This window comes from Citrobacter sp. Cpo126 (assembly GCF_030332445.1).
Taxonomy (GTDB): Bacteria; Pseudomonadota; Gammaproteobacteria; order Enterobacterales; family Enterobacteriaceae; genus Citrobacter; species Citrobacter portucalensis.
The window spans coordinates 1-26,160 of sequence record NZ_JAOWHT010000038.1; the positions used below are offsets into that span (position 1 = coordinate 1).

23 protein-coding genes and 1 pseudogene are annotated in these 26,160 nt (G+C 53.0%); 7 read left to right on the plus strand and 17 right to left on the minus strand.

Going from position 1 to position 26,160, the window contains the following annotated elements:
- Positions 1–221 (plus strand): annotated as a pseudogene (locus OGY17_RS17940) (IS110 family transposase); the annotation flags it as partial.
- A 252-nt stretch (positions 222–473) separates the two neighbouring features.
- Here OGY17_RS17940 and OGY17_RS17945 read toward each other — a convergent pair.
- From OGY17_RS17945 to soxR, 3 genes are all read right to left on the minus strand, one after another.
- Positions 474–2,120: a Na+/H+ antiporter gene (locus tag OGY17_RS17945; RefSeq protein WP_003826634.1), complete on the minus strand. Its 1,647-nt coding sequence runs from the start codon at positions 2,118–2,120 to the stop codon at positions 474–476.
- Between the two features lie 157 nt (positions 2,121–2,277).
- Entirely contained in the window at positions 2,278–3,627 is a 1,350-nt protein-coding gene (gene ghxP, locus OGY17_RS17950) for a guanine/hypoxanthine transporter GhxP (RefSeq protein WP_003826632.1), read from the minus strand.
- Between the two features lie 608 nt (positions 3,628–4,235).
- On the minus strand, positions 4,236–4,694 hold the full coding sequence (soxR, locus tag OGY17_RS17955; RefSeq protein WP_003826630.1) for a redox-sensitive transcriptional activator SoxR: 459 nt from the start codon (positions 4,692–4,694) through the stop codon (positions 4,236–4,238).
- Positions 4,695–4,780: 86 nt separating this feature from the next.
- Between soxR and soxS the strand changes: the two genes are divergently transcribed.
- A complete protein-coding gene (soxS, locus tag OGY17_RS17960) occupies positions 4,781–5,104 on the plus strand; it encodes a superoxide response transcriptional regulator SoxS (protein ID WP_003031731.1) in 324 nt (107 codons plus the stop codon).
- 2 nt (positions 5,105–5,106) lie between these two features.
- Here the strand turns inward: soxS and pdeC are convergent, their stop codons facing one another.
- Positions 5,107–6,693 carry a cyclic di-3',5'-guanosine monophosphate phosphodiesterase PdeC gene (gene pdeC / locus OGY17_RS17965; protein WP_008786928.1) on the minus strand — a complete coding sequence of 529 codons (1,587 nt, stop codon included), beginning with the start codon at positions 6,691–6,693 and terminating at the stop codon, positions 5,107–5,109.
- Between the two features lie 552 nt (positions 6,694–7,245).
- On the opposite strand from pdeC, the gene OGY17_RS17970 reads away from it, so the two are divergent.
- Complete coding sequence (locus OGY17_RS17970) at positions 7,246–7,527, plus strand: YjcB family protein (RefSeq protein ID WP_003826625.1); 282 nt, start codon at positions 7,246–7,248, stop codon at positions 7,525–7,527.
- Between the two features lie 65 nt (positions 7,528–7,592).
- Here the strand turns inward: OGY17_RS17970 and ssb1 are convergent, their stop codons facing one another.
- A complete protein-coding gene (gene ssb1, locus OGY17_RS17975; protein ID WP_003826621.1) occupies positions 7,593–8,117 on the minus strand; it encodes a single-stranded DNA-binding protein SSB1 in 525 nt (174 codons plus the stop codon).
- A gap of 251 nt (positions 8,118–8,368) precedes the next feature.
- On the opposite strand from ssb1, the gene uvrA reads away from it, so the two are divergent.
- On the plus strand, positions 8,369–11,191 hold the full coding sequence (gene uvrA / locus OGY17_RS17980; protein ID WP_003826619.1) for an excinuclease ABC subunit UvrA: 2,823 nt from the start codon (positions 8,369–8,371) through the stop codon (positions 11,189–11,191).
- Positions 11,192–11,574: 383 nt separating this feature from the next.
- On the opposite strand, the gene OGY17_RS17985 is transcribed toward uvrA, so the two are convergent.
- From OGY17_RS17985 to dnaB, 5 genes are all read right to left on the minus strand, one after another.
- Positions 11,575–11,931 carry an MmcQ/YjbR family DNA-binding protein gene (locus OGY17_RS17985; protein WP_008786927.1) on the minus strand — a complete coding sequence of 119 codons (357 nt, stop codon included), beginning with the start codon at positions 11,929–11,931 and terminating at the stop codon, positions 11,575–11,577.
- A 127-nt stretch (positions 11,932–12,058) separates the two neighbouring features.
- A complete protein-coding gene (aphA, locus tag OGY17_RS17990) occupies positions 12,059–12,772 on the minus strand; it encodes an acid phosphatase AphA (RefSeq protein ID WP_003826615.1) in 714 nt (237 codons plus the stop codon).
- A gap of 184 nt (positions 12,773–12,956) precedes the next feature.
- Positions 12,957–14,150 carry an aromatic amino acid transaminase gene (gene tyrB, locus OGY17_RS17995; protein ID WP_008786926.1) on the minus strand — a complete coding sequence of 398 codons (1,194 nt, stop codon included), beginning with the start codon at positions 14,148–14,150 and terminating at the stop codon, positions 12,957–12,959.
- Between the two features lie 128 nt (positions 14,151–14,278).
- Complete coding sequence (alr, locus tag OGY17_RS18000; RefSeq protein WP_008786925.1) at positions 14,279–15,358, minus strand: alanine racemase; 1,080 nt, start codon at positions 15,356–15,358, stop codon at positions 14,279–14,281.
- Positions 15,359–15,374: 16 nt separating this feature from the next.
- The gene (dnaB, locus tag OGY17_RS18005) at positions 15,375–16,790 is read right to left on the minus strand and encodes a replicative DNA helicase (RefSeq protein ID WP_003826610.1); all 1,416 of its coding nucleotides are present in this window, start codon (positions 16,788–16,790) and stop codon (positions 15,375–15,377) included.
- 64 nt (positions 16,791–16,854) lie between these two features.
- Between dnaB and OGY17_RS18010 the strand changes: the two genes are divergently transcribed.
- Positions 16,855–17,838: a quinone oxidoreductase gene (locus OGY17_RS18010; protein WP_008786924.1), complete on the plus strand. Its 984-nt coding sequence runs from the start codon at positions 16,855–16,857 to the stop codon at positions 17,836–17,838.
- Positions 17,839–18,017: 179 nt separating this feature from the next.
- On the opposite strand, the gene pspG is transcribed toward OGY17_RS18010, so the two are convergent.
- The 3 genes from pspG to OGY17_RS18025 form a co-directional block, all read right to left on the minus strand.
- Entirely contained in the window at positions 18,018–18,260 is a 243-nt protein-coding gene (gene pspG / locus OGY17_RS18015) for an envelope stress response protein PspG (protein ID WP_003031713.1), read from the minus strand.
- Between the two features lie 133 nt (positions 18,261–18,393).
- Entirely contained in the window at positions 18,394–19,392 is a 999-nt protein-coding gene (gene dusA, locus OGY17_RS18020) for a tRNA dihydrouridine(20/20a) synthase DusA (protein WP_020996089.1), read from the minus strand.
- Positions 19,393–19,499: 107 nt separating this feature from the next.
- The gene (locus OGY17_RS18025) at positions 19,500–19,988 is read right to left on the minus strand and encodes a cupin domain-containing protein (RefSeq protein ID WP_003031710.1); all 489 of its coding nucleotides are present in this window, start codon (positions 19,986–19,988) and stop codon (positions 19,500–19,502) included.
- Positions 19,989–20,103: 115 nt separating this feature from the next.
- Between OGY17_RS18025 and zur the strand changes: the two genes are divergently transcribed.
- Positions 20,104–20,622 (plus strand): zinc uptake transcriptional repressor Zur, encoded by a 519-nt coding sequence (gene zur, locus OGY17_RS18030; protein WP_003031709.1) that lies wholly within the window; start codon positions 20,104–20,106, stop codon positions 20,620–20,622.
- A gap of 48 nt (positions 20,623–20,670) precedes the next feature.
- Here the strand turns inward: zur and OGY17_RS18035 are convergent, their stop codons facing one another.
- The 4 genes from OGY17_RS18035 to OGY17_RS18050 all read right to left on the minus strand — a co-directional run bounded on the left by OGY17_RS18035 (position 20,671) and on the right by OGY17_RS18050 (position 23,554).
- The gene (locus tag OGY17_RS18035; RefSeq protein WP_003031706.1) at positions 20,671–20,880 is read right to left on the minus strand and encodes a CsbD family protein; all 210 of its coding nucleotides are present in this window, start codon (positions 20,878–20,880) and stop codon (positions 20,671–20,673) included.
- Positions 20,881–21,016: 136 nt separating this feature from the next.
- Positions 21,017–22,336, minus strand: coding sequence for an MATE family efflux transporter DinF (gene dinF / locus OGY17_RS18040; RefSeq protein ID WP_008786920.1), 1,320 nt, complete (start codon positions 22,334–22,336; stop codon positions 21,017–21,019).
- Between the two features lie 131 nt (positions 22,337–22,467).
- Entirely contained in the window at positions 22,468–23,076 is a 609-nt protein-coding gene (lexA, locus tag OGY17_RS18045) for a transcriptional repressor LexA (RefSeq protein WP_003826596.1), read from the minus strand.
- 109 nt (positions 23,077–23,185) lie between these two features.
- Positions 23,186–23,554 carry a diacylglycerol kinase gene (locus OGY17_RS18050; protein ID WP_003826594.1) on the minus strand — a complete coding sequence of 123 codons (369 nt, stop codon included), beginning with the start codon at positions 23,552–23,554 and terminating at the stop codon, positions 23,186–23,188.
- 170 nt (positions 23,555–23,724) lie between these two features.
- Here OGY17_RS18050 and plsB point away from each other — a divergent pair, with 170 nt between their 5' ends.
- A complete protein-coding gene (plsB, locus tag OGY17_RS18055) occupies positions 23,725–26,145 on the plus strand; it encodes a glycerol-3-phosphate 1-O-acyltransferase PlsB (RefSeq protein ID WP_008786919.1) in 2,421 nt (806 codons plus the stop codon).
- Positions 26,146–26,160: the final 15 nt, after the last annotated feature.

The window sequence follows — 26,160 nt, forward strand, 5'->3', positions numbered from 1 at the left end:
GCGGCCATGTATCCCTGCGCAGGGCTCTGTACATGCCAGCGATGGTGGCAATAAGTAAAACGGAATGGGGGCGGGCGTTCCGCGACCGTCTGGCAGGAAACGGTAAAAAAGGGAAAGTGATAATAGGCGCAATGATGCGCAAGCTGGCGCATGTGTCTTACGGTGTACTGAAATCAGGTGAGCCGTTCGATGCGTCGAGACATGGGGTGATAACAGCCTGAAGGGAAGATGAATCAGGAAAAAACAGCGCCTGACGGCGCTGTGACTGGTCGTGCCTGCTATCCGTAACCGCGGAACCTGAAAAGGCTTGCAGGCGATAACAGTATCTACATCACTATTGCCGGTCTTGTAGGCCTGATAAGCGTAGCGCATCAGGCACACCTTTCGCCGGATGCGGCTAGCGCCTTATCCGGCCTACATCGCTATTGCCGATCTTGTTGGCCTGATAAGCGTAGCGCATCAGGCACTACCGTTTACTGATTCTCAATCAACAGCGCTTCCAGCAAATCCAGGTCGTGCAGTAGTTTTTGCAGCGTTTCATTGCTGATTTCACGCGTGGCGCGCAGGTGATAAAGCTCCGCGCGTTCTGAACGCAGCGCTGCCAGGCGGAAACGTCGCTCGAGGTTTTCTTCCTGCATCGAGCTTTCCACATCGTTGCGCCCGTCGGCGCGTCGGCGCAGGTTACCAATCACGCGTGAACTCACCTCGGTGAGCAACTGGTTATCGATGTTCTCTTCGGTGTCCGCGGCCAGTCGCTCCTCCATTTTCTGGATCGCGACAATCGCCACTTCTGCCGTGGCGGCGCGGGCAATACGTTCCTCTTTCTGCTGCTGCGAGTGGTCTGCCACTTCCAGATGTTGTAGCAGAATCGGCAGCATCACCACGCCGACAAACAGCGAAAACAGGATCACGCCTGCGGCAAGGAAGATCAGCTCATATCGCGCCGGGAAGCCGCTACCATCCGGTAACAACAGTGGAATGGAGAGCACACCGGCGAGGGTAATGGCCCCGCGTACACCGGCAAAAGAGGCGATCATGATTTCACGCGTCGTCCAGGATCCAAACTCCATCGGTTTTTTCTTCAGGAAGCGCAGACTGAACTTTTTCATGGTCCACAGCCAGCCAAAACGCACCAGCATTAGCGCCACGTAAATCAGCACGACATCGGTAAACAGCATCCAGATTTCAACATTCGGATCGGCCTCGGCCGCCGCCAAAGAAGACTCCAGAATTCCCGGTAACTGTAGCCCTAACAGCAAGAAGACCATGCCGTTAAACACAAACTCCAGCATCGCCCAGGTACTGTTAGCACGTAAACGCATCGCCAGCGGCGCGCGGCGCATCACCCCGGAACGGGTGATCGTCATCCCGGCAGCGACCGCTGCGAGGATACCGGAAACGCCGATATGTTCCGCAATCAGGTAAGACGCAAACGGCAGCAGGAACAGCAGGACGATTTGCGTTGCCGGCTCGTCACCGCCCCAGCGGCTGAGGAAGCGCAGGGAGCGGCCGTACAGCCAACTGACGACAAAACCAGCCAGGATGCCGCCAATCGCCACTTTGAAGAACTCAAGCGTTGCGCCACCAACAGTGAATACCATTGTGCCCATCGCCACGGCGACGGCAAACTTCAGAGAGACCAGACCGGAGGCGTCGTTCATCAACGCTTCGCCCTGCAGGATACCCATGATTTTCTTCGGTATACGTCCCTCTCCCACAATGCCGGAAAGTGCGACGGCATCGGTTGGCGATAGCACAGCAGCCAGCGCAAAGGCTGGGATGAGAGGGATCCCCGGCACCAGCCAGTAAATCATAAATCCAATGCCGACCACCGTGACCAGCACCAGCGCCAGTGCCAGGCCGAAAATCTCTCGCCCGTGCTCGAGAAACTCACGCGTTGGCGTCTTCCAGCCATCGGCAAAGAGCAGCGGCGGGATGAACAGAACCAGGAACAGCTCAGGATCGAATTCCACATGCAAACCAAACGTCGGCCACGCCAGCAAGGCGCCGATGGCGATCTGCATAAGGGGTAAAGGAAGTTGGAAGGGCAATACGCGAGTAAATACCCCCGACAGCGAGACCACAAGGGTCATGATGAGTATGGTGAAAAAGATTTCCATGCGTTCCCTGTTTGCGATGTTTCTTATGATTGCTAATGAGAGGCGTCGTGCCTCAATTCTATCTAATTGAGAGTAACGCAAAAGACAACGAGTGTGTTCTGAAAATGAAAACGGGCGGCCAAAGCCACCCGTTTTTAGGATCGTCAGGAAATCAGAATCAGATAGCCCAACCGCCGGCGTAGAAGGCCACCAGCGCGATGGCGATCACCACGGTGCCGATGTTCAGTTTGCGCCATTCACCAGAAACGATGCGGCCAATTACCAGGGTCGCAAAGCCAATCATGATGCCGGTAACGATGTTACAGGTCAGCACGATAAATACGGCCGTAACCAGTCCCGCCATCGCGTCGACAAAGTCAGCGAAATCGATTTTCGCGACGTTGCTTAGCATCAACAGACCCACATACATCAGCGCAGGTGCCGTTGCGTACACAGGTACAAGATAAGAGAGCGGAGAGAGGAACAGGATCAGCAGGAACAGTACGCCAACGGTGATCGCTGTCAGGCCAGTTTTACCGCCTGCCGCCGTACCCGCTGCGGATTCAATGTAAACCGCCGCCGGAGCTGCTCCCACCAGACCAGAGAACACGCTGCTCAGGGAGTCAGTGGTCAGCGCCTTACCACCGTCGATAATCTGTCCGTCTTTATCCAGCAGATTCGCCTGTCCGGCTACCGCGCGGATGGTTCCGGTTGCATCGAAGACAGCGGTCATGACCAGCGCCAGCACGCTCGGCAGGACAATCGGGTTCAGTGCCCCCATGATATCCAGGCTGCCGATCAGCGAGTTGCCGTTTTCATCACTCAGAGACGGCATGGCAAAAATGCCGGAGAAATGCACTGCCGGGTCGAAAATCAGACCAACCACGGAAATACCGATAATGGTCAGCAGAATGCCACCCGGTACTTTCAGTTTTTCGAGGCCAATAATCACCGCCAGACCAATTAACGACATAATGACCGGGAAGGTATCGAAGTCACCCAGCGCAACCGGCAGGCCGTCCAGCGGGTTCTTAATTACCAGACCGACACCGTTTGCCGCAATCAGCAGCAGGAACAGGCCGATACCAATCCCCGTACCATGCGCAACGCCCTGCGGCAGATTGCGCAGGATCCAGCTACGGATACCGGTCGCGGAAATGATGGTAAACAGGACACCCATCAGGAACACCGCACCCAGCGCAACGGGCACGCTAATATGTTGGCCCAGCACCAGGCTGAATGCGGTAAATGCGGTCAGAGAAATGGCGCAACCAATTGCCAGCGGCAGGTTTGCCCACAGGCCCATCACAATAGAACCGACGCCCGCGACCAGACAGGTCGCCACAAATACAGCAGCAGGAGGGAACCCGGCTTTACCCAGCATCCCCGGAACCACAATAACGGAGTAGACCATGGCCAGGAAGGTCGTTAATCCGGCAACGACTTCCTGACGAACGGTACTGCCGCGGAGCGAAATTTTAAACCAGGCGTCGAGTGAACCGCCGGTACGCGCTGAAGGCGTAGACATAGAAAACATCCCCTGAGAGTTTATTTTTTCGTCATTATGCGTGCTGGACAATCCACTGCCTGCTAAACGTTTTCTCCATGTGCCAGGTTTGCGTCAATAGGGGTGTCGCAAAAAAGCAAACGTTTAGCTCCGCGCATAAAAAACGGGTGGTAAAAAAAAGCAAACGATTATCTAGCGATCATACGCTGGTTTTCAACTGAACTTTGCCGCTTTTTACTCATTTCTTCTTATAACGCGCAAGAAATAACCAGTCGATGCGCAAACGTTATCGTCAATGCGCAATTTGGCAACAAATTTCGCGGAGTTATTACATCATCGGCGTGTTTATTTCGCGCAACTCGCGCAAGAAAACAGGTGAAGATGCGTAAAATTTTTTGGCTAAAAAATCACCATTTCACTGGCAAATGGAGGGAGGTGGCTTACACTTACATTATCAACACAGGCCGGAACCTCCCCTAATGTGCTCGACTGAGGGGTGTTGATGTCGGGGGAAACCCTCCCGTGAACCAGCGGGATAGAGTGAAAGACAAAGACCGGAACCAAACTAAAGCGCCCTCTGTGGCGCTTTAGTTTTATATCCTTCATACCCGTCACATATTTTAAACCAATTAATCATCTTCCAGCAGGCGCGCTCCGGTCCCCTGCTCGCCAAGCTGATCGCCAGGGTTACGCAACGGGCAATCGCTACGTGACAAGCATCCGCAACCAATACACCCATCCAGCTCATCGCGTAGCGCCACCAAAGTATGGATGCGTCGGTCCAGTTCTTCACGCCATTGCGAAGAGAGCTGCTTCCACTCTTTGGCACTAAGCGAATGCCCCTCAGGTAATACACCTAACGCGTCACCGATCGTGGCCAGTGGGATCCCGATGCGTTGAGCAATCTTGATTATCGCGACGTAACGCAACACATCACGTTTGTATCGCCGCTGATTGCCGCTGTTGCGCATGCTACTGATTAACCCTTTGCTTTCATAGAAATGCAGGGTCGATACCGCCACGCCGCTACGTTTGGCGACTTCACCTGGTGTGAGCAGCGCTTTTATCCGGGGTAATTTCTTTTCCATAAATCGCTTTACCTCAAGTTAACTTGAGGAATTATACTCGCCCACAGACAAAACGACGAATCGAATACTGAGAAAGAGGCAGCCCTATGTCCCATCAGCAGATTATTCAGACCCTTATTGAATGGATTGATGAACATATCGATCAACCGCTGAACATTGAGGCGGTGGCGAAAAAATCAGGTTACTCGAAGTGGTATTTACAAAGAATGTTCCGCACGGTGACGCGCCAGACCTTGGGTGACTACATCCGCCAGCGTCGACTTTTGCTGGCCGCCGTTGAACTACGGACAACTGAGCGACCTATTTTTGATATCGCGATGGATCTTGGTTATGTGTCGCAACAAACCTTCTCGCGTGTGTTTCGCCGCGAATTTGATCGTACTCCCAGCGACTACCGCCATCGTCTGTAAGATTATTGCCCGCTCTGCGTCAGTATGGCGGGCGACCGTTGTATCCAGTGCATGAACTCCTGCGGCGGCAGCGCCTTCGCAAAATACCAGCCCTGACAATACTGTACGCCGCGTTCAAGCAGCCATTCGATTTGCTCCTTCGTTTCCACACCTTCCGCAATCGTCTTCAGGTGTAAGCTTTGTGCCATCTCAATAATATGTTCGGCAATCAAGTGACTGGTGCTGTTAGTGGATAACGTGCTAATAAACGATTTGTCGATCTTCAGGATATCGACATTCAGCGCTGACAAATTATGCAGATTGGAATATCCCGTGCCAAAATCATCAAATGCCACTTCATAACCCGCCTTGCGGAACGCCTGGATTACGGGGGTCATTTTATGTACATCTATGAACCCACGCTCGGTCACTTCGACTTTAATTTGCTGGGCCGCCACGGAGTACTCACGATTTTTGTCGTTAATCAGAGCAATCAATCGGGATGAATGAAAGTCAGAAGCGGAAAGGTTAATCGATATAGAAAGCTGAGGATGCGCCGAAAGAAAATACCCCAAATCGTTGAACACCTCTTCAACGACATAATCCGTGATCCGCTCAATCATTCCCTCTTTTTCAGCCAGCGGAATAAACTCCGTCGGGCTCATCACCTCACCTTTACAGCCCGGCCAGCGCAGCAGAGCTTCAGCACCAACACATTGCCCATTCTTAATATCAATAATCGGCTGGTAATGCAGGCAAAGCTGACGTTTTTTGATCGCGCGTTTTAGCAAACGTCGAGGGGATAAGTATTCCTGGCGCGTGCGCCACCACATTAGCAATATCAGGATGCTGCAGATAATCCCGAAGGGGATGGTTAATACCGCCTCGTGATAGAAAATCTGACTTACGCGGTTGTCTGAGGTCGACACAATAATCGCAATTGGACGTTTTTCTGAATGCACGATGGTGTAGAAGCGATCGTCTTGTTGAAAGGTCGAGGCTTCACCGCGTATGAGCGGCGCGAATTGCGCAATATTTGCCGCTTCGCTGGCAGAGAAAAACGTATCTGTTACTGTGTCATACACGCCCCAGGAGAGATCCGGATCATCTGACATGACTTCGCTGTAGGACAATGGATTGATGACTGCGACGTAGTTCCCGCGTTGCATGTACGTCATTCTGTAGCCAGCGAAAAAAGGGGTATCGCGGTAGTAATAGATGGCGATATCCGGCGTACGTTTATAATCGGCTGTCGGCATAATATAAGTAACAGGCGGCGCCATCGACGTAGAGCACAAAAAGTGATCGCCCTGCGCATAAATTAGCTCACTGATATATAAACGACCGCGAATAATATTTAGCATACTTTTCTGATGTGCCGGGGTACACATCTTACCCTGATACAACTGGGCCATATCACGCGCCAAATCAGCTTGTAGGATCACCAATTCTGTTTTATTTAACACCAGTTGAGCAAAAGAGCGGAGTTGGCTATGGGTTTCGGTCATCGCCCGGATGTGCGCAAACCATATCGCCAGCACCACGGGGAACAATACCACCATGAATGTTCCCAGGAACTTCAGCATCTTGCGTCGCGCACTGTGATTCATGTCAGCCCTATTTCCCTGTTTCGTATATGCCAGAACCCATCAAGGCAGGATGCTATAAACACCGACTGATTAAGTTGCATGAATCTATCAGTATTAGCAACAGACTTCTCTATGTAAAAGTCTGATAATAGTTGATGATGATATTATTTTTCCGTAAGGCAAACTTAAAGTTATGCTTATTTCATAACGTTATTATCCCCACGGAGTAATTTTTTATGAGCATTATCCTGGCTGCATTTAAGAAATTCATTAATTTTTTTTAACGTTTAATTTAGGATAAATATAACAAGTAGACTAAATACATGTTTAAAACATGGTTATTTATTATCAACTCTTCATTAAACAAAACCACACACCTGGAGTGGTTATAAGCCTACAAAAATAACGGCCAATACTGGTGAACAAACGACCAGATGTGATATAGTTCACAAAAATCATGTAACAGAAACAATGTTTCATTCATGTTATTGCCCGTCGATAGCCAGAGTATCACACCCTCGGTGAACACCCCCGCGCTGTCCTGGGCATCCAGACTTTCTGAGGACGTTTTTCATGGCGACAATAACAACTGGCGTGGTTCTTCTGCGGTGGCAACTACTCAGCGCGGTGCTGATGTTTTTAGCCAGTACGCTCAATATCCGTTTTCGTAAATCAGATTATATTGGCCTGGCCGTCATTAGCAGCGGTTTGGGGCTGGTTTTTGCCTGCTGGTTTGCGACTGGATTGCTCGGCATAACCCTGGTGGATATGTCCGCTATCTGGAAGAACATTGAAACCGTAATGGTTGACGTGATGAGCCACACACCGCCAGATTGGCCGATGGTGTTGAACTGATAACAAAATTGCATATGGCTACCCCAGTCTTGAGGTAGCCATTATTTCAGCGTAACGCAGTAGGATTAGAACGGAATATCGTCGTCGAAATCCATCGGCGGCTCGTTAGACGGCGCTGCCGGCGCTGACTGTTGCGGACGAGACTGCGCACCACCGCTGAACTGGTTGCCACCCTGCGGCTGCTGAGGTTGACCCCAACCGCCCTGCTGCTGACCGCCACCTGCCGGAGCACCACCACCCTGACGACCACCCAGCATTTGCATGGTGCCGCCAACATTAACCACAACTTCTGTGGTGTACTTTTCTACGCCGGACTGATCGGTCCATTTGCGGGTACGCAGCTGACCTTCGATATAGACCTGAGAACCTTTACGCAGATATTCGCTGGCCACTTCCGCCAGTTTGCCAAACAGCACAACACGGTGCCATTCAGTCTGCTCTTTCATTTCACCGGTCGCTTTATCACGCCAGGATTCGGAAGTAGCCAGCGTAATGTTGGCAACTGCGCCACCATTCGGCATATAGCGTACTTCCGGGTCCTGGCCCAGATTACCGACGAGAATCACCTTGTTTACGCCTCTGCTGGCCATGATCGTGTCTCCTGAAAAACGTTACTGAATAAGTGTAAGCGCGGGATTGTAGCATTTCCAATAGCGCTTTTACTACGTTGCGAAGTTGATTCCAGTAAACAACTCCAGCCAGACATTGTTGCACAGACGTCTGCGTTTTGCATTCCAATACTGTATATCCATTCAGGTCAGGTTGTGTCATAATTAACCGTTTGTGATCGCCGGTAGCACCATGCAGCCAGGCAAAAAAGCGTTTAATCCGGGAAAGATGAATGGATAAGATCGAAGTTCGGGGCGCCCGCACCCATAATCTCAAAAACATCAACCTCGTCATCCCGCGCGACAAGCTGATTGTCGTCACCGGGCTTTCGGGCTCAGGCAAATCTTCGCTCGCTTTCGACACCTTATATGCCGAAGGGCAGCGTCGTTACGTTGAATCCCTTTCCGCGTACGCGCGTCAATTTCTGTCGCTGATGGAAAAACCGGACGTCGACCACATTGAGGGGCTCTCTCCTGCCATCTCAATTGAACAAAAATCGACGTCCCATAACCCGCGATCCACGGTAGGTACAATTACCGAAATTCACGACTATCTGCGTCTGCTGTTTGCCCGCGTTGGCGAGCCGCGCTGTCCGGATCACGACGTCCCCCTGGCAGCGCAGACCGTAAGCCAGATGGTGGATAACGTCCTGTCGCAGCCGGAAGGTAAGCGTCTGATGCTGCTGGCGCCGGTGATCAAAGAGCGTAAAGGCGAGCACACCAAAACGCTGGAAAACCTGGCAGGCCAGGGCTATATCCGCGCCCGTATCGACGGTGAAGTCTGTGACCTTTCCGATCCGCCCAAGCTTGAGCTGCAAAAGAAACACACCATTGAAGTGGTGATTGACCGCTTTAAAGTCCGTGACGATCTCACCCAACGACTGGCGGAATCCTTTGAAACCGCGCTGGAACTGTCCGGCGGTACGGCGGTCGTTGCCGATATGGACGACCCGAAAGCGGAGGAGCTGCTGTTCTCCGCCAACTTCGCCTGCCCTATCTGCGGCTATAGCATGCGCGAACTGGAACCGCGGCTGTTCTCGTTTAACAACCCGGCGGGCGCGTGTCCAACCTGTGACGGTCTCGGCGTGCAGCAATATTTCGATCCTGATCGGGTGATCCAAAACCCGGAACTGTCGCTGGCCGGTGGTGCTATCCGCGGTTGGGATCGCCGTAACTTCTATTACTTCCAGATGCTTAAGTCTCTGGCGGAACACTATAAATTCGACGTTGAAGCCCCGTGGGCCAGCCTGAACCCTGCTGTGCATAAAGTGGTACTGTACGGTTCCGGTAAAGAGAATATCGAATTTAAATACATGAACGATCGCGGTGATACGTCCGTACGTCGCCATCCGTTCGAAGGCGTATTGCACAATATGGAGCGCCGCTATAAAGAGACGGAATCCAGCGCAGTACGTGAAGAATTAGCCAAGTTCATCAGTAACCGTCCTTGCGCCAGCTGTGAAGGGACGCGTTTACGCCGGGAAGCCCGTCACGTATTTGTTGAAAATACGCCGCTGCCTGCGATTTCTGACATGAGCATCGGTCATGCAATGGATTTCTTCAACAATCTGAAGCTCGCAGGTCAGCGGGCGAAGATTGCCGAGAAAATTCTTAAAGAGATTGGCGATCGTCTGAAGTTCCTGGTCAACGTCGGCCTCAACTACCTGACGCTATCGCGGTCGGCGGAAACACTCTCCGGCGGTGAGGCCCAGCGTATTCGCCTGGCAAGCCAGATCGGCGCGGGTCTGGTCGGTGTAATGTACGTACTGGATGAACCGTCTATCGGTTTGCATCAACGCGATAACGAGCGTCTGCTGGGTACGCTTATCCACCTGCGTAATCTGGGAAATACCGTCATTGTGGTCGAGCACGATGAAGATGCGATTCGCGCCGCTGACCACGTTATCGATATCGGCCCGGGCGCGGGTGTTCACGGCGGTCAGGTCGTCGCCGAAGGGACGCTCGACGACATCATGGCAGTGCCTGAGTCGCTGACCGGCCAGTACATGAGCGGTAAACGCAAGATTGAAGTGCCTAAACAGCGCGTTGCGGCTGACCCAGAGAAAGTGCTGAAGCTCACCGGCGCACGCGGTAACAACCTGAAAGATGTCACCCTGACGCTGCCGGTAGGTTTATTTACCTGCATTACCGGTGTTTCCGGTTCGGGTAAATCGACGCTGATTAACGACACACTGTTCCCGATTGCACAGACGGCGCTAAACGGTGCGACGCTGGCTGAACCTGCGCCGTATCGCGACGTTCAAGGCCTGGAGCATTTCGACAAAGTGATCGACATTGACCAAAGCCCGATTGGCCGTACGCCGCGCTCTAACCCGGCAACCTACACCGGGGTGTTTACGCCAGTGCGCGAACTGTTTGCCGGTGTACCGGAGTCACGAGCACGCGGTTACACGCCGGGGCGTTTCAGCTTTAACGTCCGTGGCGGACGCTGTGAAGCCTGTCAGGGCGACGGCGTGATCAAAGTCGAAATGCACTTCCTGCCGGATATCTACGTGCCGTGCGATCAGTGCAAAGGCAAGCGCTATAACCGCGAAACGTTAGAAATTAAGTACAAAGGCAAGACTATCCACGAAGTGCTGGATATGACGATTGAAGAAGCACGTGAGTTCTTCGATGCCGTTCCGGCGCTGGCACGTAAGCTGCAAACGCTGATGGACGTTGGCCTAACGTACATTCGACTGGGTCAGTCCGCTACCACGCTCTCGGGCGGTGAAGCACAGCGCGTGAAGCTGGCGCGCGAACTGTCCAAACGCGGTACCGGGCAAACGCTGTATATTCTCGATGAGCCGACCACCGGTCTGCATTTTGCGGATATTCAGCAACTGTTGGACGTGCTGCATCAACTCCGGGATCAGGGCAACACCATCGTGGTGATTGAGCACAATCTGGACGTGATTAAGACCGCAGACTGGATTGTCGATCTCGGTCCGGAAGGCGGTAGCGGCGGCGGCGAAATCCTTGTCTCCGGCACACCAGAAACGGTCGCTGAGTGTGAAGCCTCACACACGGCCCGCTTCCTTAAACCGCTGTTGTAATTACGCAACACTTGTCTGGTCTACAGAATATGCATAAAGCCTGTAGGCCGGATAACGCACTTGCGCCGCATCCGGCTACCGTTGTGCCTGATGGCGCTACGCTTATCAGGCCTACGAAACTACAGACCAGGCATAATTGCTTGTAGGCCGGATAAGGCGCTTGCGCCGCATCCGGCAACCGTTGTGCCTGATGGCGCTGCGCTTATCAGCACCTACGAAACTACAGAATACGCATAAAGCCTGTAGGCCGGATAAGGTGCTTGCGCCGCATCCGGCAACCGTTGTGCCTGATGGCGCTGCGCTTATCAGGCCTACGAAACTACAGATCAGGTATAAAGCCTGTAGGCCGGATAAGGCGCTTGCGCCGCATCCGGCGAAACGGATCAGGGCTGCGTCAGTATCCGGCGTTTATCTTCCGGCAACGTGTTCACAGCCTGCTGATAAGAGGCGTCGACCAGATAATAAATCTGTGAATCCGGCAGCGAGCCGTCCAGATACACCGTACTCCAGTGCGCCTTATTGAGATGCCTGCTTGGCCGAACATCGCTATGCTGCTGGCGCAACAGTTCTGCCAGTTCAGGGCTGGTTTTCAGAGACACCGCCGGGCGTTCTTCCACCTCTTTTACCATGGCAAAAAGCACATCTTCGACTTTGATTTGCGTGGCCTTCCAGTCACTGTGAACGCTCTGCTCCGCGCCCGTTTTTGCCATGCAGTATTGCAGCAACTCCGAATTCGTCATCTTTATTCCCCTTACCAGCATATTGCCTCATGAGAACATCTTTTATTCAGTGTGCAGCAAGTCCGCAAAAGGTAAAAGCCAGCAATGTAAATTTGTTTAAAAAAACAGCAATCCGCAGCCAGCGTCCTCAATATTCCGAGTTGACGATCACCTCTTCACCAAACGCACCGGCCTGTGGCAGCGGCTTATAAGTGGAGTTAGAGGCGCGCAAAATGCGAATACCGCGAATACCCACGTCGCGAGCGGCAGTGATGTCATTATCGGAGTCACCGTAGAACATGCGGATATTTTTATCCTGCAGCCACTGCGTTTTGGTGTTCTGACCCGGCTTGTCGCCGGCAAAAATGACCGGATTCATATTTCCAGCTGGGATGTGAAAGTTATCAGACAACGTTTTCGACACCGTTTCAGTCTTCGTCTGGCTACGCCCGGTCACGAAAAAGATGCTGTCACCGCGACGCACGTGCATATCAATCAGTTGGCGCGCGACTTCTTTTGGAATACTGAACTCGTCCCAGCCATTGTTCATTTTTTCCCAGAAGGCCGGATTCTTCAGGTAATCCTCACTGTCCGGAGAATACGTTTTTTTACCGCGCCAGAAGCCTGGGCTGGAAAAGAGGACAGTGTCATCGATATCAAACCCGACGGCCATCGGCGGACGTCCGGTCAGGCTGTTTTCAATTTGTGCCACGGAGACCCAGTGAATGGGAGCCTGCTCAGCGAGCTTTGCAACGTTAGTGCCTGGATTGAGCTGAGAGGGAGAAGAAACGAGTGCCTGGGCTGGCTGATTAAGCGTGAACAATAAACAAACGGCACTCAGTGCCAACGTAAACTTGCGCATATTTTTCCCTAAGTAGTCAGTTAGTTATCATTTTTTTATTAACAACTGGTCAAAAAACTATCTGACCTTACCCCTTAGGGGGAGGGAAAGGAAGGATTTTCTCTGGTTTTGTCCTGGAAAAGGAGCACGATCACATTGGAAAACAGGCCTGATGGCGCGACGCTTATCAGGCCTGCAAAGTCGGTTACATGACGGCGGCAAATGCCTTCGCCACGCGCTGCACGTTACCGTGATTCAACCCGGCCACGCACATGCGACCACTGGCGATCAGGTATACACCGAACTCATCGCGCAGACGATCAACCTGGGCTGCGCTAAGCCCGGTATAGCTGAACATCCCGCGCTGTTGCAGCAGGTAGTCAAAGTTACGGCCTGGGATCTCCGTATTCAATACGTTAACCAACTCCTGGCGCATCGCCAGAATGCGGGTACGCATCTCTTCAACTTCCGCCAGCCAATTGGCTTTCAGCGCGTCATCACCCAGTACCGCGGCAACTACCTGCGCACCAAAGTTTGGCGGGCTGGAGTAGTTTCGACGCACCGTCGCTTTTAGCTGCCCCAGCACGCGGCTAGCGGCTTCAGCGTCTTCACATACCACTGACAGTCCGCCGACACGCTCGCCGTATAAGGAGAAAATCTTCGAGAATGAGTTACTGACCAGAGCGGGCAATCCGGCGCTGGCAATGGCGCGAATCGCATAGGCGTCGTCTTCCATTCCACCACCAAAGCCCTGGTAAGCAATATCCAGGAACGGGATCAGATCGCGTGCTTTCAGGATCTCAATAACGCTATCCCACTGCGTAGGCCTTAAATCCGCCCCTGTCGGGTTATGGCAGCACGGATGTAGCAGCACGATGCTGCGCGCCGGTAGGGTATTCAGCGTTGCCAGCAGGTCGTTGAAACGCACACCGTTGGTCGTGTCGTCATACCATGGGTAAGTGCTTACTTCGAATCCGGCACCTTCAAAAATCGCGATATGGTTTTCCCAGGTCGGATCGCTGACCCACACGCCAGAATCAGGGAAATAACGTTTCAGGAAGTCTGCGCCAACCTTTAACGCACCAGAGCCGCCCAGCGTCTGAATGGTTGCGACGCGCTGCTGCTGGAGAACCGGATGTTCTGCGCCAAATAGCAGCGGCGCAATAGTATGACGATACGTGTTCAGACCTTCCATCGGCAGATACAGCGAAGCGCCATGCGGTTTGGCATTGAGGCGGGCTTCCGCTTCCGCCACAGCTTTAAGCTGAGGAATAATGCCGTCTTCGTTGTAATACAGGCCGATGCTGAGATTCACTTTGTCGCTACGTGAATCTTCTTTGAAGCGCTCCATGAGCGATAAGATCGGGTCGCCGGCGTAGGCGTCAACTTTTTGAAACACGTGTGGTTCTCCGGGTTTACAGGCAGGGGTTACGAACACAATAAACCGGAAGTGGGAGAAGATCGAGAGGATGTTGAGAGGAATATTGCCGGAAGGCGGCGTAACCACCTGTCCGGCACATCATGCTGCTAATCGATATACTTCATCGCTACCCTTGAGGTCAGGCGCGTAATAAGTTCGTAAGCACTTACTTTCGTCATTTCAGCAATGCGTTCAACGGGCAAGCCCTCGCCCCACAGAATCACCGAATCGCCGGCTTTATCCTGCGCTTCGGGGCCTAAATCGACGCAGATCATATCCATCGCAACGCGACCGACGATTGGCACTTCACGGCCATTGACCAGCACCGGTGTTCCAGACGGCGCCGCACGCGGGTAACCATCACCATACCCCATCGCCACCACGCCTAAACGCGTGTCGCGCTCGCTCTGCCAGGTACCGCCATAGCCGACCGGTTCGCCCGCTTTGTGCTCACGCACCGCAATCAGGCTGGAGGTTAGCGACATTACCGGCTGGCAGCCAAAATCAGCGCCGATAGAGTGGTTTTCCAGCGGTGATACACCGTACAGAATCAGCCCCGGACGCGCCCAGTCGAAGTGAGACTGCGGCCACAGCAAAATACCACCCGACGCGGCAATCGAACGCTGCCCCGGTTTGCCTTCACAAAAACTGTTGAAGATATCGAGCTGTTTTTCGGTCGCGCCACACTCAGGCTCATCCGCACGAGCAAAGTGGCTGACGATATTGACCGGCTGGCGCACGTTTTCACACTGTGTTAAGCGCTGATAAAACGCCTCGGCCTGCTCAGGGCGTACGCCCAGGCGATGCATACCGGTATCGAGCTTCATCCAGACGGTAACGGGTTCAGCCAGTTTAGCGGCTTCCAGAGCTTCGAGCTGCTCCTGGTTGTGGACGGCAGTATGCAGGCGCTGCGCGGAAATAGTCGGCAGATCGGAGGCATCAAAAAATCCCTCCAGCAGCAGGATGGGCTGCGTGATCCCTCCCGCTCGCAAGCGCAGGGCTTCTTCAAGACGAGCGACACCAAAAGCGTCCGCATCGGGGAGCGTTCGCGCGGTCTCTAACAGACCATGGCCGTAGGCGTTCGCTTTCACGACCGCAACCAGTTTGCTGGCTGGAGCCAGTTCACGCAGACGTTGCAGGTTGTGTCGCAGAGCGCGGCGGTTAATGACTACAGTTGCCGCTTGCATTTGTATTCCTTAGAAATTACTCATCGTCATATTGAGGACCGGCATAGTTGTCAAAGCGCGACCACTGACCGTTAAACGTCAGGCGCACCGTACCGATCGGGCCGTTACGTTGCTTACCAATAATGATTTCTGCGATCCCTTTCAGGTCGCTGTTTTCGTGATAAACCTCATCACGATAGATAAACATGATTAAGTCGGCATCCTGCTCGATGGAGCCAGACTCACGCAGATCCGAGTTGACCGGACGCTTGTCGGCACGTTGTTCCAGAGAGCGGTTAAGCTGCGACAGCGCCACCACCGGTACATGCAGTTCTTTCGCTAACGCTTTCAGCGAGCGGGAAATTTCAGCAATTTCCAGCGTACGGTTGTCGGAAAGCGACGGCACGCGCATCAGCTGCAGGTAGTCGATCATGATAAGTCCGATACCGCCGTGTTCACGGGCGATACGACGGGCACGCGAACGCACTTCCGTTGGCGTCAGGCCGGAAGAGTCATCAATATAGATGTTTCGTTTCTCCAGCAAAATACCCATTGTTCCGGAAATTCGCGCCCAGTCCTCATCATCCAGTTGACCGGTACGGATTTTAGTTTGGTCTACGCGTGAGAGCGAGGCCAGGGAACGCATCATGATCTGTTCTGAGGGCATTTCAAGACTAAAGATAAGAACCGGCTTATCCTGCAACATCGCCGCATTTTCAACGAGGTTCATTGCAAATGTCGTTTTACCCATCGACGGACGCGCGGCGACAATAATTAAGTCTGACGGCTGCAAACCAGCAGTCTTTTTATTGAGGTCGTCATAACCGGTGTTCACCCCGGTGACGCCGTCGTGCGGTTGCTGGAACAGCTGCTCGATACGCGCGACGGTGGCGTCGAGCACATCCGTAATATTTTTCGGGCCTTCGTCTTTATTAGCGCGGCTTTCCGCGATTTTAAAGACACGGGATTCTGCAAGGTCCAACAGATCTTCACTGGAGCGCCCTTGCGGATCAAAACCGGCTTCCGCGATTTCGTTCGCAACTGAAATCATGTCACGAACAACGGCGCGTTCGCGGACGATATCCGCATAAGCGCTAATGTTCGCCGCACTTGGCGTGTTTTTAGACAACTCAGCCAGGTAAGCAAAACCGCCGACGCTGTCCAGTTGTCCCTGAACTTCCAGCGACTCTGCCAGTGTGATCAGATCGATGGGTTTTCCCATCTCCTGCAGGCGATGCATTTCCGTGAAGATATGCCGGTGCGGACGGGTATAAAAATCTTCCGCCACCACACGCTCGGCGACATCGTCCCAGCGTTCGTTATCCAGCATTAAACCGCCCAACACCGACTGTTCCGCTTCAATCGAGTGCGGCGGTACTTTCAGCCCGGCGACCTGGGGATCGCGCTCACGAGCATCAGTCTGTTGTTTGTTGAAGGGTTTATTTCCTGCCATAGTGAATGGAGTTACCGAGATAATGATTGGGTCGAAAGATTACCACATTTCTTTTGGAGGAAGCATGGCAACACGTATTGAATTTCACAAGCATGGTGGCCCTGATGTACTCAAGGCGGTGGAGTTTACGCCCGTAGACCCGGCGGAAAACGAAATCCAGGTCGAGAACAAAGCGATTGGGATCAACTATATCGACACCTACATCCGCAGTGGTCTTTATCCACCGCCTTCCCTGCCCAGCGGGCTGGGTACCGAAGCCGCCGGCGTAGTCAGCAAAGTTGGCAGCAAAGTGACACACATTAAAGCTGGCGATCGCGTGGTGTACGCCCAGTCTGCTCTTGGCGCCTACAGCTCAGTGCATAACGTTCCGGCCGATAAAGCCGCCATCCTGCCTAACGCTATCTCGTTTGAACAAGCTGCCGCCTCGTTTCTTAAAGGGCTAACCGTTTTTTATCTGTTACGTAAAACCTATGAAATTCAACCTGATGAGCCGTTTTTGTTCCATGCGGCTGCGGGCGGCGTCGGCATGATTGCCTGCCAGTGGGCAAAAGCATTGGGTGCGAAGCTGATTGGTACCGTCGGCAGTGCGCAAAAAGCGCAAATTGCGCTGCAGGCTGGCGCATGGCAGGTCATTAACTATCGTGAAGAGAGCATTGTTGAGCGAGTGAAAGAGGTAACTGGCGGTAAAAAAGTGCGGGTGGTGTATGACTCAGTGGGGAAAGATACCTGGGAAGCCTCGCTGGATTGTTTGCAGCGCCGGGGACTAATGGTCAGCTTTGGTAATGCTTCCGGGCCGGTTACTGGCGTGAACTTAGGCATTCTGAACCAGAAAGGTTCGCTATACGTGACCCGTCCTTCTCTACAGGGTTACATCACCAATCACCGCGAATTAACCGAAGCCAGCAATGAGCTTTTCTCGCTGATTGCCAGCGGAGTGATCAAAGTGGATGTCGCGCCTGGTCAAACGTTCGCACTGCACGATGCACAGCGTGCTCATGAAGTACTGGAAAGCCGCGCCACGCAGGGATCGAGTTTGCTAATTCCTTAAGATGACGGGGAAAGAAAGAATTAGGGCTTCCCGCAGGAAGCCCTTTCTTTTTTTAGTTCGGCTGTATGTAGGGTACAGCTCGATGAATTCGTTAACCTGGCAATAGTGACAGATTTGATAATCAATTCCTATTTGGTTCTAAAGGCAATGTTGCAGGTTGTGACGTACCGCTCAATACCTTAGTAAAACCGGCGGTTATTGCGCTGATACTGTGGGACTTTTGGCGCTTTTATCGCCTTGATCACCCACACCACGGCAACAGCCAGTAGCAGCCAGGGCAACAGTTTAATCATCAAGGCAAATAGTCCGCCCAGAAACATCACGGCGGTGGCTACGACCAATGCAGCCAGAACGCCCAGCAAAGATACGCCGGTGACCATCAGCATGATAAAAAATCCAATCACAAAAAGTAGTTCCAGCATGGCTCTCTCCCGAAATGAAATTCTCTCCATTGCTTTACAAGAAACATGCCAAAAATAATGCGTTGATTTATAAAGAAAACGCCCCGCGACAAAGCGCAGGGCGTGGTGAAATTAACTAACTTTTGGTGAAAACTTAACGCTTGTCTGCCACTAGCTTCAGCGCATGCTCCAGAACGTTAATATCTGCCCCGGCTTTATGTGCATTCTCGCTCAGATAGCGACGCCACTGACGGGCACCAGGGATGCCCTGAAACAGCCCCAACATATGGCGTGTCACATGTCCCAAATAGGTTCCCTTACTCAGTTCACGCTCAATATACGGGTACATGGCACGCACCACGGCGACTGGATCGGTATCTTCGGTGGTAGCTGCAAAAATCTCGCGGTCAACGGACGCCAGAATGCCTGGGTTTTGATACGCCTCACGCCCCACCATCACGCCATCCATATGTTGCAGATGAATTTTCGCTTCTTCCAACGATTTAATGCCGCCGTTGATCGACATCGTCAGATGCGGAAAATCACGCTTTAACTGATAAACACGGTCATAATCCAGCGGTGGAATTTCGCGGTTTTCTTTCGGGCTTAACCCGGACAGCCAGGCCTTGCGGGCGTGAATGATAAACATCTCACATTCGCCTTTGCCAGATACCGTGTTGATGAAATCGCAGAGGAATTCGTAGCTGTCCTGGTCATCAATGCCGATACGAGTTTTCACCGTTACCGGAATCGACACCACGTCGCGCATTGCTTTGACGCAATCGGCGACCAGTTGCGCATTCCCCATCAGGCAGGCGCCAAACATGCCATTCTGTACGCGGTCGGAAGGACAACCCACGTTGAGATTGATTTCGTCATAGCCCCGCTGTTCAGCGAGCTTTGCGCACTGCGCCAGCGCCGCAGGATCGCTCCCACCCAGTTGTAATGCGACCGGATGTTCTTCTTCGCTATACGCCAGATAATCGCCTTTACCATGAATGATTGCCCCAGTGGTTACCATCTCCGTATAGAGCAGCGTCTGGCTGGACAGTAAGCGCAAAAAGTAGCGGCAGTGTCTGTCCGTCCAGTCGAGCATCGGCGCGATAGAAAAACGATGAGCGGGAAAAGCGGTAGACTGAGATTCAGGCAGCATGGCGAATATTCAAGCATCCGGTTAAAAAAGGGGCGCTACTATAGCATAGACCGTTACGATAGTGAGCCACATCCTCGCGGCTCACTCCCCCTGACCCTAAACAAAAGCTATTTACGCCCCGGTTTTCCGTCGTGAGATCCAAAAAACTGCGGCGGATGGTCGACCCAGCGATCCTCACGTGTAGCGGCATAGACCGGGTTAAGCGGATAATAAATGCGGTTGTATTTTTTGTTCGCCTCACCCACGACTAACAGGCGCACCTCTTCACTGGTGTTATTGATAAAGGTATGGCACACGCCTGTACCTGCCGGGAAACCGACGCTGTCGCCCGGTTCCAGCTTCCATAAATACCCGTTAATCCAGGCCTCAGGATAACCTTCCAGCACGTAGATAAATTCTTCCTCATCGCTTTCGGCGTGCGGGTACGAGGTACGCCGACCCGGCGGCAGGCGTTCATGATGAATGCCGAGTCGTCCTAACCCCAACTTGCGGGCAAGCGGCGCGCCAATAGCAAATAGCTCATCGCTGTCAGGATAAGTGGAGTCATCAGCCCCCTCAACCTCACGCCAGTGGCGAATACAATCGGGTCTTTTCATGGTTATTTTCCAGTATTGCGATGCGTCAGGTATAGCACACCACGGTGGATCTCGGCGTTTTAAGCAGAACATGTTAAAGTAAGGGATTAACCTTCCACGCAAATCGAGGCGCCAAATGGACAAAACCACTACGCAAGAGTTATTGGCTCAAGCTGAAAAACTCTGCGCGCAACGCAACGTGCGGCTTACGCCACAACGCCTCGAAGTACTGCGCCTGATGAGCCTGCAGGAAGGTGCGATCAGCGCCTATGACCTGCTCGACCTGTTGCGGGAAACTGAGCCACAGGCTAAACCACCTACCGTCTATCGTGCGCTCGATTTTCTGCTGGAACAAGGTTTCGTGCACAAGGTGGAATCCACCAACAGCTATGTGCTTTGTCATCTGTTCGATCAGCCAACCCACAGTTCTGCAATGTTCATTTGCGACCGCTGTGGCGTGGTAAAAGAAGAGTGTGCGGAAGGCGTGGAAGACATTATGCATACGCTGGCGGCAAAAATGGGCTTTGCACTGCGGCATAACGTTATTGAAGCCCACGGGCTGTGTCCGGCCTGTGTAGAAGTTGAATCTTGCCGCCATCCTGGCGAGTGCCAGCATGACCATACGATTCAGGTGAAGAAGAAAGTTGGGCGCTAGGTAAGCGGGAGAGCGTACATCCTTGTACTCTCAGGAGGGAAGGGTTAATTACCAGCGGTAATCATTACGTTTTTCCCAATCGTTAACTTCTTTCTCCGCCTGATCTTTCGCGTAACCGTAACGCTCCTGGACTTTACCGACCAGTTGGTCACGTTTACCTTCAATGACCGTCATATCATCATCGGTCAGTTTGCCCCATTGCTCTTTCACTTTACCTTTAAACTGCTTCCAGTTGCCGCCGACTTCGTCTTTATTCATCATCAAGTCCTCATCGTTAGGTTGTGAATAGCGAGAGTGCCATGCCCAGACACATGCTGTTTTTGCTGGACGTGAGAATAAGTGTAGTCAGTGATTCCGGATTTTATTTACTATTCGGAATTTTTAACCATCCCGCTCAGGCAAACCAGGTTCCATTACGCCAGTGACGTCGCCAGATAAAGGCCAGTGAAAGCCCGCGCAACGCCAGGAAAACGGTTAACGCCAACCACAAGCCATGGTTTCCCAGCCACGGCAAAGTCAGCAGCGTTAATGCGAATCCTGTGGCAGCAACGGCCATACTGTTGCGCATTTCTGCCGCGCGCGTCGCGCCAATAAACATTCCGTCGAGCAGATAACACCAGACACCCACCAGCGGTAACACCACCTGCCAGAAAAGATAGCGATCGGCCAGCTGTTGGATCTGCGACAGCGAGGTCAGCAGCGCAACAATCTGCTCGCCAAACAGGGCATAAACCAGCGAAAACAAAATAGCCACAATACCGGACTGTCGGCAGGCCGCCCGCCAGACGTCCAGCAACTGGCTACCGTCTCGCGCCCCATAGGCCTGGCCCGAATGCGCTTCCACGGCATAGGCAAATCCATCCAGCGCGTAGGCGGTAAAGGTTAACAGGGTCATCAGAACGGCATTAACCGCAATGATATCGCCTCCCAGACGCGCACCCAGCACCGTGATTGCGCCAAAACAGAGCTGCAGCAGTAGCGAGCGCAACATGATGTCACGGTTAAGCGCCAGCAAACGGCGGAAATTGCCACGCCACGCCTGCTTCAGCATTGCCAGCGAAATTCCGCGCATATGCAGGACTTTGCGCACCATCATCAGGCCGATCAGCAAGGTGGCATATTCAGCAATCACCGTTGCCAGTGCCGCACCTTGCACGTTCATATGCAGGCCCATCACCAGCCATATATCGAGCACAATGTTGAGAATATTACCGACAATCAACAAGATAACCGGCGCACGCGCATACTGAACGCCAAGCAGCCAGCCGAGCAGCACCAGATTCGCCAGCGAGGCGGGTGCGCTTAACCAACGAATTTCGAGGAAACGTCGGGCCTGCTCCAGTACCGCTTCACTTCCGCCAACAATGTGCAGAGCCAGATCGATAATCGGCGTACGAAACAGTGCGATAAGCAACCCCGCTCCCAGCGCCAGCATGAGCGGCTGCACCAGTGCGCGCGCCAGCGCCTGCGGATTTTTCGCACCAAATGCCTGGGCGGTAAGACCGGTGGTGCTCATGCGCAAAAAAAGCAGCAGCATAAAAAGAAAACTGGTTGCCGTAGCACCAACCGCAACACCGCCAAGATAGACCGGACTATCCAGATGACCAATCACCGCGGTATCCACCAGTCCCAGCAGGGGAACAGTGATATTGGAGAAGATCATCGGTAAGGCGAGGTGCCAGAGTGCTTTATCAGAAGAGGTAAAGAAAGGCATACAGGAGGGCCTGAGAAGAAGTTAGACGTACTGGATAATGTGATGCAGGCCCGGCAAGCGCAGCGCTACCGGGCACGTTGCCGGATGGCGACGTCATCGTCTTATCCGGCCTACAGGGATTCAACAGAAAATTACAGCCATTCACCGTTACGGATGACGCCTACTGCCAGCCCTTCAATAGTGAAGTTTTGTTCGCGCAGGTCGACAACGATAGGTTTGAATTCGCTGTTTTCTGGCAGGAGTTCAACCTTGTTTCCCTGCTTTTTCAGACGCTTAACCGTAACTTCATCATCAATACGGGCAACAACAACCTGGCCGTTACGCACGTCCTGGGTTTTATGCACAGCGAGTAAGTCACCGTCCATAATCCCGATATCTTTCATCGACATACCGCTAACGCGCAGCAGAAAATCGGCGTTCGGTTTGAACAGTGAAGGATCGACCTGATAGTGGCCTTCAATGTGCTGCTGCGCCAGAAGTGGCTCACCGGCTGCCACGCGACCAACAAGCGGTAACCCTTCTTCTTCTTCCTGCAACAGTCGAATACCGCGCGATGCACCGGATACAATTTCCAGCACACCTTTACGCGCCAGCGCTTTCAGGTGTTCTTCAGCTGCGTTTGGGGAACGGAACCCCAAACGCTGCGCGATCTCCGCACGCGTCGGTGGCATACCTGTCTGGCTGATGTGATCTCTAATGAGATCAAACACCTCTTGTTGCCTGGCCGTTAACGCTTTCATTCCGCCCCCTGGGTGTATATACAGTTATGCTGTGAGTATATACAGCTAAAGGCGAATTTGGAACCGCAAACTGCACAAAAAACAGGAGATTTATGCAGTTGTGGAAGCCTTATCGCAAATGCGACCACAACAGGATGCCCCAGGTGATTAGAGCGACAAAAATAGACAGCAATACCGCAGCCGACCCCATATCTTTCGCCCGACCGGAAAGTTCGTGGTACTCAGAACCAATACGATCAACTACCGCTTCAATCGCACTGTTGAGGATTTCAACGATCATCACCAGCATCACAGAACCGATCAACAACACGCGGGTAATTGCATCAACATCCAGCCAGCAGGCGATGGCGACGCCCAGCAGGACGGCAACACTTTCCTGACGGAATGCCGCCTCATTAATCCATGCGGCGCGAAAACCTTTCCAGGAATAACCTGCAGCTTTGATAATTCGGGTGAATCCAGTGGTATTATTGGCCATCAAAAAGAACCTTTTTACATTATTAGCGTCAATGTCATTGTAACGTTACCCCGTTTGTTCAGGGTGTGGCAAAGCAGCGCGAAGTATGACCGGATACCACAGAAATTCACTAAACTTTCTGATATCCTTGCAGCGCATTTGCATTATTAACCAGAGGCTTTACATCGTTTATGTCCGGCTGGCCACGAATTTACTACAAATTACTGAATTTACCATTAAGCGTCCTGGTAAAAAGCAAGTCTATTCCAGCAGAACCTGCTCCGGAATTGGGACTCGATACTTCGCGTCCCATTATGTACGTCCTACCGTACAATTCGAAAGCAGACTTGCTGACGCTGCGTGCCCAATGTCTGGTGCACGACCTCCCCGATCCCCTGGAACCACTAGAGATAGACGGAACGCTGTTACCGCGCTACGTGTTTATTCACGGCGGTCCGCGTGTATTCACCTATTACACGCCGAAAGAAGAGTCCATCAAGCTGTTCCACAACTATCTCGACTTGCATCGCAGCAATCCGGATCTGGATGTGCAGATGGTGCCGGTTTCGGTGATGTTTGGCCGTGCGCCAGGGCGTGAGAAAGGCGAGGTCAATCCGCCGTTACGTATGCTAAACGGCGTACAGAAATTCTTTGCGGTGTCCTGGCTGGGTCGCGACAGTTTTGTCCGCTTCTCCCCGTCAGTTTCTCTGCGTCGTATGGCGGATGAACACGGTACGGATAAGATCATCGCCCAGAAGCTGGCTCGCGTGGCGCGTATGCACTTTGCTCGCCAGCGCCTGGCCGCTGTCGGCCCGCGCCTCCCTGCCCGCCAGGATCTGTTTAATAAGCTGTTAGCTTCAAAAGCGATCGCTCGTGCGGTAGAAGATGAAGCGCGCAGTAAAAAAATCTCCCACGAAAAAGCGCAGCAAAATGCCATTGCGCTGATGGAAGAGATTGCCGCCAACTTCTCCTACGAAATGATTCGTCTGACGGACCGTATTCTGGGCTTTACCTGGAACCGTCTGTATCAGGGGATTAACGTTCACAATGCTGAACGTGTACGCCAGTTGGCGCATGATGGGCATGAAATCGTGTACGTTCCGTGCCACCGCAGCCATATGGACTATATGCTGCTGTCGTACGTTCTGTACCATCAGGGTCTGGTGCCGCCGCACATCGCAGCCGGTATCAACCTGAACTTCTGGCCCGCGGGTCCGATTTTCCGCCGTCTGGGCGCGTTCTTTATTCGTCGTACCTTCAAGGGCAACAAGCTCTATTCCACCGTATTCCGTGAATACCTGGGCGAGCTGTTCAGCCGTGGTTACTCGGTTGAGTACTTTGTCGAAGGGGGCCGTTCACGTACCGGTCGTCTGCTCGACCCGAAAACCGGCACGCTGTCGATGACTATTCAGGCGATGCTGCGCGGCGGTACACGTCCGATTACCCTCGTTCCTATTTACATCGGCTATGAGCACGTAATGGAAGTGGGCACCTACGCAAAAGAGCTGCGTGGCGCGACGAAAGAGAAAGAAAGTCTGCCGCAAATGCTGCGTGGCTTAAGCAAGCTGCGTAATCTGGGTCAGGGCTACGTCAACTTTGGTGAACCAATGCCATTGATGACTTACCTCAACCAGCATGTGCCGGAGTGGCGTGAATCTATTGACCCTATCGAGTCTATCCGCCCGGCCTGGCTGACGCCGACGGTGAATAACATTGCCGCCGATTTGATGGTGCGCATTAACAACGCAGGCGCGGCCAATGCCATGAACCTGTGCTGTACTGCTTTACTGGCCTCCCGCCAGCGCTCTCTGACCCGTGAACAGCTGACCGAACAACTCGACTGCTACCTGAGCCTGCTGCGCAATGTGCCGTATGCTGCGGATTCGACTGTGCCGGCACAGAGCGCCAGTGAACTGATCGACCACGCCTTGCAGATGAACAAGTTTGAGGTCGAGAAAGACACCATCGGTGACATCATTATTCTGCCGCGCGAGCAGGCGGTATTGATGACCTACTACCGCAATAACATTGCGCATATGCTGGTTCTGCCTTCGTTGATGGCAGCCATTGTGACTCAGCATCGTCGTATTTCACGCGCCGCGTTGCAGCAGCATATTGATGCGCTGTACCCGATGCTGAAAGCGGAGCTGTTCTTACGCTGGGAGCGTGATGAGCTTGCCGGAGTGATTGACGAACTGGCCAGCGAAATGCAGCGCCAGGGACTCATCACCCTGACCGATGACGAACTGCATATCAATCCAGCCCGCTCCCGCACGCTACAGCTGCTGGCCGCAGGTGCTCGCGAGACGTTGCAGCGCTACGCCATTACCTTCTGGCTGCTGAGCGCGAACCCGTCCATCAACCGTGGCACGCTGGAGAAAGAGAGCCGCACCGTGGCGCAACGCCTCTCAGTGCTGCACGGCATTAACGCGCCGGAATTCTTCGATAAAGCCGTGTTCAGCTCTCTGGTGCTGACGCTGCGTGACGAGGGATTCATCAGCGATACCGGAGATGCCGAACCGGAAGAGACGATGAAGATCTATCAGATGCTGGCCGAACTGGTCACGTCGGATGTGCGTCTGACCATCGAGAGCGCCACTCAGGGCGAGTAAGCATAAAAAAACCGG